The organism is [Clostridium] scindens (assembly GCF_019597925.1).
GTDB lineage: Bacteria > Bacillota > Clostridia > Lachnospirales > Lachnospiraceae > Clostridium_AP.
Map to the genome: position 1 here is coordinate 1,546,722 of NZ_CP080442.1, position 12,784 is coordinate 1,559,505.

General features: G+C 41.1%; 14 protein-coding genes. 13 read left to right on the plus strand and 1 reads right to left on the minus strand.

Translation table 11 applies throughout. The features are described 5' to 3' along the window. Positions 1-53 precede the first annotated feature (53 nt). The 4 genes from K0036_RS07475 to K0036_RS07490 all read left to right on the plus strand — a co-directional run bounded on the left by K0036_RS07475 (position 54) and on the right by K0036_RS07490 (position 3,297). Positions 54-431, plus strand: a complete 378-nt coding sequence (locus K0036_RS07475) for a heavy-metal-associated domain-containing protein (RefSeq protein ID WP_008689711.1) — start codon at positions 54-56, stop codon at positions 429-431. A gap of 31 nt (positions 432-462) precedes the next feature. After that, positions 463-696, plus strand: a complete 234-nt coding sequence (locus tag K0036_RS07480) for a transcriptional repressor (protein ID WP_008689709.1) — start codon at positions 463-465, stop codon at positions 694-696. 209 nt (positions 697-905) lie between these two features. Continuing rightward, a complete protein-coding gene (locus K0036_RS07485) occupies positions 906-1,208 on the plus strand; it encodes a DUF6110 family protein (protein ID WP_008689707.1) in 303 nt (100 codons plus the stop codon). A gap of 7 nt (positions 1,209-1,215) precedes the next feature. Continuing rightward, positions 1,216-3,297, plus strand: coding sequence for a heavy metal translocating P-type ATPase (locus K0036_RS07490; protein ID WP_008689705.1), 2,082 nt, complete (start codon positions 1,216-1,218; stop codon positions 3,295-3,297). A 59-nt stretch (positions 3,298-3,356) separates the two neighbouring features. Here K0036_RS07490 and K0036_RS07495 read toward each other — a convergent pair whose 3' ends face one another. Continuing rightward, a complete protein-coding gene (locus tag K0036_RS07495; protein WP_008689703.1) occupies positions 3,357-5,678 on the minus strand; it encodes an ATP-binding protein in 2,322 nt (773 codons plus the stop codon). Positions 5,679-5,878: 200 nt separating this feature from the next. Here K0036_RS07495 and K0036_RS07500 point away from each other — a divergent pair, with 200 nt between their 5' ends. From K0036_RS07500 to K0036_RS07540, 9 genes are all read left to right on the plus strand, one after another. Next, on the plus strand, positions 5,879-6,043 hold the full coding sequence (locus tag K0036_RS07500; protein WP_008689701.1) for a hypothetical protein: 165 nt from the start codon (positions 5,879-5,881) through the stop codon (positions 6,041-6,043). Positions 6,044-6,181: 138 nt separating this feature from the next. Further along, entirely contained in the window at positions 6,182-7,861 is a 1,680-nt protein-coding gene (locus tag K0036_RS07505; RefSeq protein WP_220431061.1) for a recombinase family protein, read from the plus strand. A 372-nt stretch (positions 7,862-8,233) separates the two neighbouring features. Beyond that, entirely contained in the window at positions 8,234-8,617 is a 384-nt protein-coding gene (locus K0036_RS19055) for a DUF4357 domain-containing protein (RefSeq protein WP_259283405.1), read from the plus strand. A 102-nt stretch (positions 8,618-8,719) separates the two neighbouring features. Next, positions 8,720-9,592 carry a LysR family transcriptional regulator gene (locus K0036_RS07515; RefSeq protein WP_220431062.1) on the plus strand — a complete coding sequence of 291 codons (873 nt, stop codon included), beginning with the start codon at positions 8,720-8,722 and terminating at the stop codon, positions 9,590-9,592. Between the two features lie 175 nt (positions 9,593-9,767). After that, positions 9,768-10,115: a MerR family transcriptional regulator gene (locus tag K0036_RS07520; protein ID WP_173693091.1), complete on the plus strand. Its 348-nt coding sequence runs from the start codon at positions 9,768-9,770 to the stop codon at positions 10,113-10,115. Between the two features lie 14 nt (positions 10,116-10,129). Beyond that, positions 10,130-10,993: an aldo/keto reductase gene (locus K0036_RS07525; RefSeq protein ID WP_330627259.1), complete on the plus strand. Its 864-nt coding sequence runs from the start codon at positions 10,130-10,132 to the stop codon at positions 10,991-10,993. A gap of 27 nt (positions 10,994-11,020) precedes the next feature. Further along, the gene (locus tag K0036_RS07530; protein WP_173693092.1) at positions 11,021-11,554 is read left to right on the plus strand and encodes a flavodoxin family protein; all 534 of its coding nucleotides are present in this window, start codon (positions 11,021-11,023) and stop codon (positions 11,552-11,554) included. Between the two features lie 14 nt (positions 11,555-11,568). Continuing rightward, positions 11,569-12,282 (plus strand): flavodoxin, encoded by a 714-nt coding sequence (locus K0036_RS07535; RefSeq protein WP_259283406.1) that lies wholly within the window; start codon positions 11,569-11,571, stop codon positions 12,280-12,282. Beyond that, a complete protein-coding gene (locus tag K0036_RS07540; RefSeq protein WP_330627260.1) occupies positions 12,266-12,781 on the plus strand; it encodes a nitroreductase family protein in 516 nt (171 codons plus the stop codon). The genes K0036_RS07535 and K0036_RS07540 overlap by 17 nt, the downstream gene beginning before the upstream one ends. Positions 12,782-12,784: the final 3 nt, after the last annotated feature.

Genomic DNA, 12,784 nt, shown 5'->3' on the forward strand with positions numbered 1-12,784 from the left:
GAGAAGAAGTACTTTGTCCACCATTTTTATTAGAAAAGGATGTGAAATGCTCTATGGAAAATATGATAGCAGTTCTTGTTATTGTAATCTTAGTAGGGAGTGCAGCTGCATATCTTATTAAGGCAAAAAGAAGCGGAGTGAAATGTGTTGGATGTCCAGCGGGAGGAAATTGCAGCAGCAAAAATAAAAAGAAAAAAAAGAAATTGACGGGTCCGGTCATCGCAAAGAAAACCATGTTTATTACAGGAATGCATTGTGAACATTGTGTACAAAGTGTGACAGATAGCTTGAATCGGATTGATGGAGTCTCCGCCAGAGTAGATCTTAATAAAAGTTGTGCTGAGATATCCCTTGATCGTGAAATAGGGGAAGATATCCTGATCTGCGCAGTAGAAAAAGCAGGGTTTTTAGTTGAGTCTATTCAAAGCTAGACCGTGGTATTTCATATGGGAGAAAGCGGGTATGAACGGTGAAAAAGAAAGTATTATTATAAAACTGAAAGAAAATGGCTGCAGAATTACAAAGCAGCGTAAAATGATTTTAGATATTATCCTGGAAGACAGGTGTTCCAGCTGCAAGGAAATTTATGCCCGGGTGGTGAAACTTGACCAGAGCATTGGGATGGCAACCGTTTACCGTCTGGTAAAGGAATTGGAGAATATCGGGGTGCTTAGCAGAGAAATCGTATATAAGTAGCCTGCAAATGACAAAATTTATCAATAAGGACTGTTAGAATTGACTATCTTAAATGAAAGTTGTTACTATGAAAAAATAAACAGAGTCTTATAGAAAAGGAAGTGATGTGGTTGTGAAACAACATAGGTTTTGGGCGTGGGCGTCCGTCTTTTGCTTTTTGATGGTATTCTATACAGGCTATAAACACAAATAATCAGGAGGTACATAGGATGTTTAGTGATTCTACTTTGAAAAAAATCGGATGTTTTGTAGGAGGAGTCGTATTTGGGACTGCGGGTGTAAAGCTCCTTTCCAGTAAGGACGCAAAAAAAGTATATACAAACTGCACTGCGGCTGTACTGCGGGCAAAAGACTGTGTTATGAAGACTGCTACAACAGTGCAGGAGAACGCAGAGGATATCCTTGCAGAAGCACAACAGATCAATGAAAAGCGTGCACAGGAAGAGGCAATGCAGGTGCAGGAAGATGATGTTCAGGAGGATGGTGCGTCTGAACAGGAAGAAAACGAATAGGTAAAAGATGAGATTTCTTATCAAGCATGAAGTACAGGGCCGTCTCCGTATCCACGTTATCCGAAACCGAATGACATGTACGGAGGCGGATGTTCTTTGCTGGGCTCTTGAAAAACAGAAAAGTGTTATAAAGGTCAAAGTATATGAGCGCACCGCAGATGCTGTGATCTATTATACAGGGGACAGAGAAGAACTGATCCATAAATTAAAAAAGTTTCATTTTGAGAAAGCAGATGTTCCGGATAATGTATTATCAAGTTCAGGGCGTGCTTTAAATTCCGCATACAGGGAAAAGCTGATAGCAAAAACATTGCTCCATTATGGAGGGAAATTGCTCTTGCCAAATTCGGTGAGAAAAATATGGCTTACTTTTAAAGTGGTCCAATATATCGGAAAAGGGATTCGATGTCTGGCCAGACGGAAGATAGAGGTGCCGGTATTAGATGCTACAGCGATTGGCGTGTCCGTGCTGCGAGGAGACTTTAATACTGCCGGTTCTGTCATGTTTCTGCTGGGAATTGGAGAATTGCTGGAGGAATGGACACATAAAAAGTCTGTAGGAGATCTGGCACGCAGCATGTCTTTAAACATAAAGAAAGTATGGCTGAAAAGAGAGGAGCAGGAAATTCTTGTTCCGGCATCCGATATTTTGCCGGGTGACAGAGTGATCGTACACATGGGCAATGTAATCCCATTTGATGGAGAGGTGTCTTGCGGAGAAGGAATGGTGAACCAGGCATCTTTGACCGGAGAATCTCTTCCGGTACGAAGAACTGAGGGTCAGTCCGTATATGCAGGAACCGTTTTGGAGGAAGGAGAGTTGGAAATCATAGTCAGGGCCGTATCAGGTGCTACCCGGTTTGAAAAGATTGTGACTATGATTGAAGACTCAGAAAAGTTGAAATCCAATCTGGAAAGCAAGGCAGAGCATCTGGCGGACCGTCTGGTACCATATACGCTTCTGGGGACAGGGCTTGTCTGGGCTGTCACACGCAATATGACAAAAGCTCTTTCTGTTCTTATGGTGGATTTTTCCTGCGCATTGAAGCTGGCTATGCCGATTTCTGTCCTTTCTGCAATACGGGAAGCCGGACAGAATGGAATTACCGTAAAGGGTGGGAAGTATCTGGAGGCTGTGGCAGAGGCAGATACCATCGTATTTGATAAGACCGGTACGCTGACAAAGGCGAAACCAACTGTAAAAGAAGTCATTGTGTTTGGCGATTATCCTGAACCGGAAGCTCTGCGGATTGCTGCCTGTCTGGAAGAACACTTTCCACATTCCATGGCAAAAGCTGTCGTGGATGCTGCAAAGAGAAGAAGTCTGTATCATGAAGAAATGCATTCAAAAGTGGAGTATATTGTAGCCCATGGTATTTCCTCCTATATAGAAGGAAAGAAGACCATAATAGGGAGCAGTCATTTTGTGTTTGAGGATGAAAAGTGCCGGATACGTCCGGAATATCAGGAACGATTTGATACGCTTCCTGAAGAATACTCTCATTTGTTCCTTGCCATTGACGGAGAATTAGTTGCTGTAATCTGTATTGAAGATCCTCTCAGGGAAGAAGCCGGGGAGATGGTAAGATTTTTGAAAGAAGAAGGTGTTTCCAAGATCGTCATGATGACGGGAGACAGTGAACGTACTGCAGCATCTATTGCGAAACGAGTGGGAGTGGATGAATATTATTCCGAAGTACTTCCGGAAGATAAGGCAGGATTCATTGAAAGAGAGAAAGCGGCAGGAAGAAAAGTAGTGATGATCGGTGACGGAATCAATGATTCGCCAGCGCTTTCAGCAGCAGATGCGGGAATTGCAATCAGTGATGGAGCAGAACTTGCGCGAGAGATCGCAGACATTACGATTGCTGCTGAGGATCTGCGGGAAATCGTAGTACTGAAACGTTTGTCTAATGCGATGATGCACCGTATTCAGGGGAATTACAGGGGGATTGTCGGTATTAATGCAATGCTGATTGCACTAGGAGTGGCAGGAATTATTCAACCAACGACCTCTGCGTTACTACATAATACTTCTACTTTAGCTATCAGTTTGAAGAGTATGGGAAATTTATTGCCGACTAATTAATATAAAATATTCATATTGTTATAAGTTTTAATGTCTGAATAGTTTGATTTGTAGACTATTCAGACATTTTTAGTAGAGCTCAATAATTGTTGTCCAATTTGTATTCCAGCATTGATATACAATTCTTGTATTTGTTGGTATTTATTATCGATAGCTTCCGGTTCAGATTCCCATACTATTTCATAGATTGCCATAGCTTTTTTGAGATGGGAGGTAGCCTGTTCTATATCAGCCTGTACCAGATAGGCAGTTCCCATAGCTTCCTGAATAATGGCATAGTCCAGACACTGATCGGAATTGTATTCTTTTACCAGCCGGGCACATTTGCGTAAGGAGGATAATCCACGAGACGCTTCACCGGTATCTGTAAGGAGAGCTGCATAGTTGCAGATTTGAACAATACTGTCATTCATATAGAGAAGCTGGTATTGTTCTAATAAGCTGATTCCCTGCTCCATAGCCTGTTTTGCCAGTTCGGTATTTCCCTGCTGGTGATATAGTCCACCCAGATTTCCATATAGATTTGCGACGAGGTGGGCGTTTTCAGGTGTAACAGGAGAAAGCAAAGACATCGCTTCTTTTTCCAGCTTTACGGCTTTTCCAATATTTCTTTCAAGGGTAGCTTTATAGTCCAGTAATAATGCCCGGTCAGACACGGTTCCGATAGAAGTGTCTTCCAGCAAAGAAGATAGTTCACGCAGGATTCTTTGCATACCATTTTCTTCGTGGTATTTTTCCATATATGGGAAAACATCTTCTAAGAATAATAAATAACCAGAAATATCATCTTTAGTTGTTTTTGTAATAATGTTTTCAACGGTTTGGAAAACAAGTCTGTAGTAGGAAATATCATTGCCGTGTAAAAGGCAGATGTTTTGCAGACTTTCCAGTAAAGGGAAACAGGTTTTTACAGACGGCTGCATATCTGCAACAGCGATTTCCTGTATCATGGGATGCAGTACAATGGTTCTTCCGGTTTTTGGCTGAATAAATCCCATTTCAATTAAATCATTTACGGCATTCAAATCCGGTAAATTCAGCCATGCAGCAAATCTTCGTGCCGGAATACCGGTTAAAGGAATCAGGCACAGACATCTCATTACATCTTGTTGAGTTTCAGAAAGCTGATATAGAGAGAATAAAGTATGTATGTGTCCATAGTAGGTTTCTTTGCTGCTTTGCCCGTCTTTTATAATATTGATTTTATCAGTTGCATCAAGAGCGACATTTTCTTCCAACAATTTTTTTAAGAGCATTTCTGGTTCCAATATTCCGGTTTCCAGTAAGCGTGATGCCAGTTCTACAGCGAGCGTATGGGCATGGACAGCTTCTATGATCTGTTCTATGACATCAGATTTTTCTTCTGTGTCGGAGAAAAATTTTCCTGCAAGTTGCAGAAGCGTTGTTTTATCGGAAATTTCTTCCAACAGCATACAGGAATGTCCGTCCAGACGGCTTCTGGTAGTAAATAATATCTGACAGCGGTATTTGAGTATGACCGAAAGAAAACTGTCCTGTATGGAAGTGGCGTTGAAATTATCTACAATCATCAAAGTATCTTCTTTGAGAGAACGCAGAAAACGGTTGTGTTTTCGGAAGCGTTCTTCATCAGAATCCTGCGGAAGATCATCCGCAAAATCCATGTCTGTAATATCCTGTTTTAAATCACCGCTGTAGGTGAGATACAGGATATTGGTATATTCTTTCTTATACTGCAGGGCATAAGCCTTTGCCAGTTCACTTTTCCCGATTCCGGCAATTCCAGATAAAAATACTTTACGCTCTTTTTCCAACAGAGAATGCAGCACTTCGATTTCTTCAGAACGTCCACAAAAATGCCTGCATGGACGGGGAACGTCATTTCCCATTACAAAATCTGTTAAGACAGGAGAAAGATTTCCGGCGGCTAATAATTTCTTGGTTCGTGTGTCACGTTTCACAAAATTCCGTTCCATTCCGAAACACAGAACCCTTGTTATGAAAATATGTATGGTGTCTATATCAGCGGGAGAATAAGAACAGATTAGTTCCTGTTTTTTTGGCTCTGAAATAGATGTATCCTGTAATACTAACTCATATAATTCTTTTGCTGCCATAGCAGAATCATACATCAGAGGAATAATATGTCGCTGAATGTTTCCTGCCAATTCTAATTGATGTTCTTTATCTAAAAAGTAGGTTACGATCCGGGGACTTACTTTTGCCTGTCCTGTCATCCAACGGCAGACCTGTCCATTGTCAAAATCAAAGTCTATGGCTTCATCGCTGCACATAAACGTGTCAAATAACAGATAGGTAAAATCTATTTGATTCATTCCTTTATCTTCGCTGATATAACGGCGAATGATCGTCATAATCGAACCAAAATCACATCTTTCCAAATAGAATCCCCTCCTGTTCTGTAAAATACTCAATTTCCGCTCAATCTATGCTCAATGAGTTTCTTATGAAATTCCATTAAACTGACATCAGGCTGAACGGAGTTGGTCTAATAGAAATTATAGCACAAATTCCAGATCAGCTAAAGAGTACCGCCGAAAAATGCGTGGTGACAAGAAATATCGGTTTGGAAGGAGGAGCTATGGCACACACAGTTGAATTTGAACGATGTGTTGATTTTCTTGCCAGAATGATAGAAAAATATGGCAGTGAGCTCCTTCAGGAACTGAATGGATTACCGAAGGAGGACAAAGCAGAAGATAACTGCCAGCAAGAGCAGCAACAGAATACATTGGGAAATGATTAGGGAGAGCATAGATGTTGGCTCTCTTTTTTCTTGCGTGATATTTGTGCATTTTACCTATATTGACGAGTATGTGCAGCTACGGTAAAATATAGTTGGGACAAATAAAAAGTAAACTGTAATTTGGTATGGAGAATATAAATGAAAAAGCGAAGATGTTATATATACACAAGGGTATCTACGTCTATGCAGGTAGAAGGATACAGCTTGGAAGCACAAAAAGAAAGATTGAGAAAATATGCAGATTTTCAGGAAATGGTGATTGTCGGAGAGTATTCGGATGAGGGAAAGTCAGGAAAAAGTATTGAAGGACGGCAGGAATTTATGCAAATGCTTCGGGATATTGAAGAAGGTAAAGATCGTGTAGAGTTTGTCTTGGTATATAAGTTATCCCGTTTTGGAAGAAATGCTGCAGATGTACTTAATTCTTTGCAGAGAATGCAGGATTTTGGAGTAAATTTGATCTGTGTTGAAGATGGTATAGACAGTTCTAAAGACAGCGGTAAGCTGATGATTTCTGTTCTGTCTGCGGTAGCAGAAATTGAACGTGAAAATATTCTGGTACAGACAATGGAGGGGCGCAGACAAAAGGCGAGAGATGGCAAATGGAACGGCGGATTTGCTCCGTACGGATATAAGCTGTTAAATGGAGAACTGGAAATTGCAGAAGATGAGGCAGAAATCATTCGTATTATTTTTGATAAATATATTCATACCAATATGGGAGTAAATGGCATTGCAGCCTATCTGAATGAGCATGGCTACAAGAAGAAAAAGAGACAGAATAATACGTTGGATGCGTTTGCTACTTCTTTTATAAAGGGTGTCCTTGATAATCCTATTTATTGTGGTAAATTGGCATTTGGAAGAAGGAAAACTGAAAGAGTGCCAGGCAAGAGAAATGAATTCCGTATTGTAAAGCAGGATTCTTATATATTAAGTGATGGTATTCACGAAGCCATTATTTCCGAAGATGATTGGAACTTGGCAAAACAGAAACGAAATATAAATGGAGTAAAGCATGAGAAAATCCATAGTTTGGAGCATGAACATATTTTGTCCGGAATTCTTAAATGTCCAATTTGTGGAAAGGGAATGTATGGAAATGTAAACCGTAAGAAGAAAAAAGACGGAACATTTTATAAGGATTATTTTTATTATGCCTGCAAGCATAGGTATTATGTGAATGGTCATAAATGTGATTACCGGAAGCAGTGGAACGAAGAAAAAGTAAATGATGCGGTAGCAGAAGTTATTAAAAAGCTGGTGAATAATCCGAAATTTGAAGCCGCTATACGTGCAAAAATCAATTCTAAGATAGATACCGGAGAATTGGAAACAGAGCATGAGAACTTGAAAAAACAGCTGCGGCAAGTATTGGGAGCTAAAAATAGGTTAGGACAACAGATGGACAATCTGGATATTTCTGATAAAATGTATGACAGGAAGTATCAGGATATGCAGGATCGGTTAAATGGTTTGTATGATGAGATTGAACGACTGGAAAGTCTGATCGATGATATAGTATCCAGAAAAGAGTATATCCGTCAGCAGAAAATTTCTGAGGATGGAGTGTATCAATATCTTTTGTACTTTGACAAACTGTATGATAAATTCACCGATATGGAGAAAAAAGAATTTATGAACAGTTTTGTTGAAAGAGTTGATATTTACGAGGATGAACAGCCGAACGGAAGATTTTTGAAGCATATAAAATTTAAGTTTCCGGTATTTTTTGACGGTGAAGAAATTCAGGAACTTAGTTGGGACAACGAAACAACAGTTGAAACCGTCTGCCTGCTGTCCAAAAAAGCCCAGTAAATCAAAGGGTTTCAGCGGTTCTGGGCAGATAGAGGCGTGTGTTTTTTGTTTGGATGGACTGAACTTTGTTTGGTGTTACCGAGGCGGGGTAAGAAAAATGAACGTTTTGGCAGCGCGAAGCCTCCCCTTGGGAAAAGATATTTGATTAAAGGAGACGGGTATGGCATATGGCAAATCAATAGAACTTTTCCTGGTTAATGGAACGGCAGACAGTCTTGTAACAGCAGAACTAAGGAGAAGCTGAAAAGGTTCAGGAAAGATTAATACAGCATTTACGTGATTATCAGGCTGAAAAGGAAAAGTACTACTGGACGACCGCCGTAATTTTTGCGGGACGTGATTTGAATAAAGCCTGAAGAATTCATCGCACATGTGAGAGTGCTTATCAATGCTCTTGGTTATAAGGTATTTGAACCTGTTCTCCAACATAAGAAAGCGGAAGATGAGAAAGATGTTCTGTATATTAATACTGGCTCAGTGAAAGCCAAAGGCCTGGTAACAACAGAAGGTTTTGTTGTATTGGCAGGGAGCGGTGTGAATGAAAAGGTATCTGAGAAATCTTTGTCTCCGGGAGCAGTGAAATTGAGAGAAAAATTATTCCGTGAAGGAAAAGTTGAGAATCTGAAAACGACAGAAGATATTCTATTTTCCAGTTCTTCGGCCGCTGCGGATTTTCTTCTTGGATATAGCGTTAGCGGGCCTAGGACATGGAAAAACAACCAAGGGGTATCCTTAAAGGAATTAGATGATAAATAATAGATCGGTTGAAGTTGCAGTCAGGCTAGGTGTAGGAAAGTAACGCCTGTAAGAATGATAATCTGTTAGCTGCCCGTTACATGTAGAAGGAGGAATATAGGTATGGATATTCGTGTATTGTCATATTTTCTTATGGCTGCAAGGGAAGAGAATATAACCAGAGCCGCCCAACTTTTGCATGTCACCCAGCCAACGCTGTCACGGCAGCTCATGCAGCTGGAGGAAGAACTGGGAGTAAAGCTGTTCCAAAGGAGCAACCATAGTGTATATCTGACGGATGAAGGGATGGTTTTCCGTCGCAGGGCGCAGGAACTGGTTAATCTTGCTGAGAAGGCCCAGGAGGAACTGACTCAGAAGGAGGAAACCTTGTCCGGTATCATTGCAATCGGATGTGGGGAGATGCGTGGTGTGCAGGAGGTGGCGAAGCTGATTACCGGGTTCCAGGAGCGGTATCCCCTTGTGAAATTTGAATTGTACAGCGGAAATAACGAGGATATCAAAGAACGGATGGAGCAGGGAACTTTGGATATGGGGCTTCTTCTGGAGCCTGTGAGTATTGTGAAATACGATTTTATCCGTATGAAAACAAAAGAGCAGTGGGGCGTTCTGATTCATAAAGATGCACCGCTTGCATCCCAGGATGTGATACGTCCCGGTGATCTTGTAGGGACGCAGGTGGTAACGGTGCATCTGAATACCCCGGTGCATCATGAACTGGCAGGCTGGTCAGGGGATTTTGCAAAGCAGATGGAATCCTGCGTGAATTATAACCTGCTTTATAATGCGGTAATTGCAGCCAGGGAAAGGAAGGGTGCAGCCATCTGCGTAAAGCTGGACTGTCACTATGATGATATGAAGTTTCTTCCGTTGGAGCCGAAACTGGAATTAAGTTCGGTGCTTGCATGGAAAGATCAACAATCCTATTCAAAGGCAACAACTGCTTTTATAAAGTATGTCAAGGACGTATACCGATAGAAAGCAGTTAGGTAATGAAAGGTAATATAACCCAATGATGAAATACAAAAACTGTATTTCTGATTATGTAATATAAGCATTAGACATAGCGAAAAAATAGATTTAGAATATGGGTGTAGCAAAGAGAGAAATAAAAATCTTTGCTGCACCTATTGTTTTTAAGGAGGTGAGGCTTTTGACTGCCGATGAAATCAGTGAGAGGTATCAGATCCCACTAAAAGTCCTAAAGAAATATGAGGAATGGGGATTGTGCCGTGCTGTAAAGATGACCATGGATAAGTGGCGGTATGACAATCAGGATTTAGAACACCTTAGTATGATTATGACGCTTCATGACATGGGTTTCACCAGTCTGGAAGTGGAAACTTATATGAAACTGCTGCTTGCCGGGGATTCTACAAAATGGGAACGGATGAAGATGTTGAATGAAAAGCGCAGCCAGGCTCTGGATGAAATCCATCTGAAAGAACGGCAACTGGAAAGAATGGACTATTTAAGAAATGAAATACGAAATAACAAATAAAAAGGAGATGCAGAATGATGGAATATGTAACATTAAGTAATGGCGTAAAAATGCCTGTACTTGGATACGGTACATTTACAATCAGCAATGAAGAAACGGAGCGTTGTGTGACTGATGCAATCCATGTGGGGTATCGCAGTATTGATACAGCTCAGGCATACTACAACGAAGAAGGTGTAGGAAATGCCGTTCACAAAGCGATTGAAGCAGGAATAGTAAAAAGAGAAGAGCTGTTCCTTACAACAAAAATCTGGGTTGCCAATGCCGGATATGAAAAAGCAAAAGCATCTATTGAGGAATCTTTACAGAAATTGCAGACCGATTATATTGACCTTCTGTTTGTCCATCAGCCATACAATGATTATTATGGTACATGGAGGGCAATGGAGGAAGCATATAAAGAAGGTAAGGCAAAAGCAATCGGTGTAAGTAATTTCTACGCAGACAGATACCTTGACCTTGCATCCTTTGCAGAAATTAAGCCTATGGTAAATCAGCTTGAAACGCATGTGTTTCAGCAGCAGAAAACAATCAGACCGTACCTTGATAAGTTCGGAACACAGATTGAGGCATGGGCACCGTTTGCCAAAGGCGAGAAGAACCTGTTTTCTCATCCGGTACTTACGGAGATTGGTGCAAAGTATGGCAAGAATGCAGGACAGACAGCGCTTCGCTTTATGATTCAGAGCGGCATTGTGGTGATTCCAAAATCTACCCATAAAGAGCGTATGGCAGAGAACTTAAATGTGTTTGATTTTGTGCTTACAGAAGATGAAATGAAACAGATTGAAGGGATGGATGAGGGCAGCAATATTTTCATGGACCATGAGAATCCGGCCCACATCGAGAACTTCTTCTCCAGATTTGGGATTATGTAAAAACTAATATTCAGGAGGAAAAAGTGAATGAAGATTTTGGTACTTGAGGGAAGCCCTCACAAAAAAGGTTCTTCCAATACCCTTGCAGAGCAATTTATCAAAGGCGCGGAAGAAGTCGGGCATAATGTAAAGGTGTTGGATGTGGCACATATGAATATTCATCCGTGTCAGGGGTGTGATGCCTGTGGTATGCGTGGGAGCTGTGTACAGAATGATGATATGCAGATTGTTGAGCAGAAAATGAGAAGTGCAGATATGGTGGCTTTTGTTTCCCCTATTTATTACTTTGGGATGTCAGCACAGCTGAAACTGGTAATTGACCGTTTTTACAGTTTCAACAGCAGTATTTCAGGAAAAGGTCTGAAAACAGTCCTTATTGCAGCAGCATGGGACAGCAATCCTAAGACATTGGGCTATTTAAAAGACCACTATTTGGGGATTTGCGATTATCTTGGCTTTGAGGATTGTGGCATGATTCTTGGAACGGGATGCGGAACCGCATCTATGACTCGTGGAACCGCACACATGGATGCAGCTTATAATCTTGGAAAATCTATCTGATTGAGGGTCTATACATGAAACGTTTTTCATTATTTTGGGCAACTATGCTAATGGTTTTAACGCTTGCAGGATGTGGAAATGCAGGAAATAGCACAGAGTCTGAGAATGTGGATACAACAGAAAAGGTAAATACAGAGGCAGAGTCAGAAGAACAAAACACAGAGCCTGCAGAAGCAGAAGGTGCTGAAGGTACAGAGAAATCTGAAACGAAGATACTGGTTGCTTATTTTTCAGCGACAGGTACTACAAAACAGATTGCGGAACAGATTGCAGAAGTTACGGGAGCAGACCTGTTTGAAATCATGCCGGTGGATGCTTACAGCAGTGAGGATTTAGATTACGGTAATGATGATTGCAGGGCAAATCGGGAACAGAATGACAGCACATCCAGGCCGGAGATTTCCAATGCTATTGAAAATATAGAGAATTATGATACGGTCTTTATTGGACATCCGATTTGGTGGGGCGAAGAACCTCGCATTATAGATACATTTCTTGAAAACTATGATTTTTCCGGTAAGACAATGATTGATTTTTGTACATCCGGAGGAAGCGGTATCAGTACAAGTGAAGGCAATTTAAAGGAACTGTGTTCCTCTGATGTGAATTGGCTTGCTGCTAACAGATTTTCAAGTGATACGGATGTTGATACTGTCCGGGATTGGGTTCAAAGCCTTGGAATAGAAACGAAAATAACGAATGGAGGAAAAGATGATGGAGTTTTTTGAAGTAGTTAAAAATCGGTATGCGTGTAAAAAATTTGATGGACGCCCAGTGGCAAAGGAGCAGCTTGATGCAATCCTTGAAGCAGGGAGACTGGCACCGACAGCGAAGAACCTGCAGGAGCAGCGTATCTATGTTGTACAGTCAGAAGAAGGTCTTGCCAAAATTGACAAGGCAACTCCCTGCAGATATGGTGCGGCAACGGTTGTCGTTGTAGCGTTTGATACAACAAATGTATTTACATATCCGGGAGAAAAGCGTGATTCAGGTGTTGAGGATGCAACAATTGTAGCAACTCATATGATGCTGGCTGCAAAAGCGGAAGGTGTTGATAGTTGTTGGATTAACTTCTTCGATCCGGAAGTGTCAGCGAAAGAACTTGGACTGCCTGAAAATGAGGAAGTCTTAATGATTCTTGACCTGGGCTATCCGGTAGAGGGAACAACACCACTCGCTATGCATACGCAGAGAAAAGAACTTTCAGAAACAGTTACCTATATGTAAGAA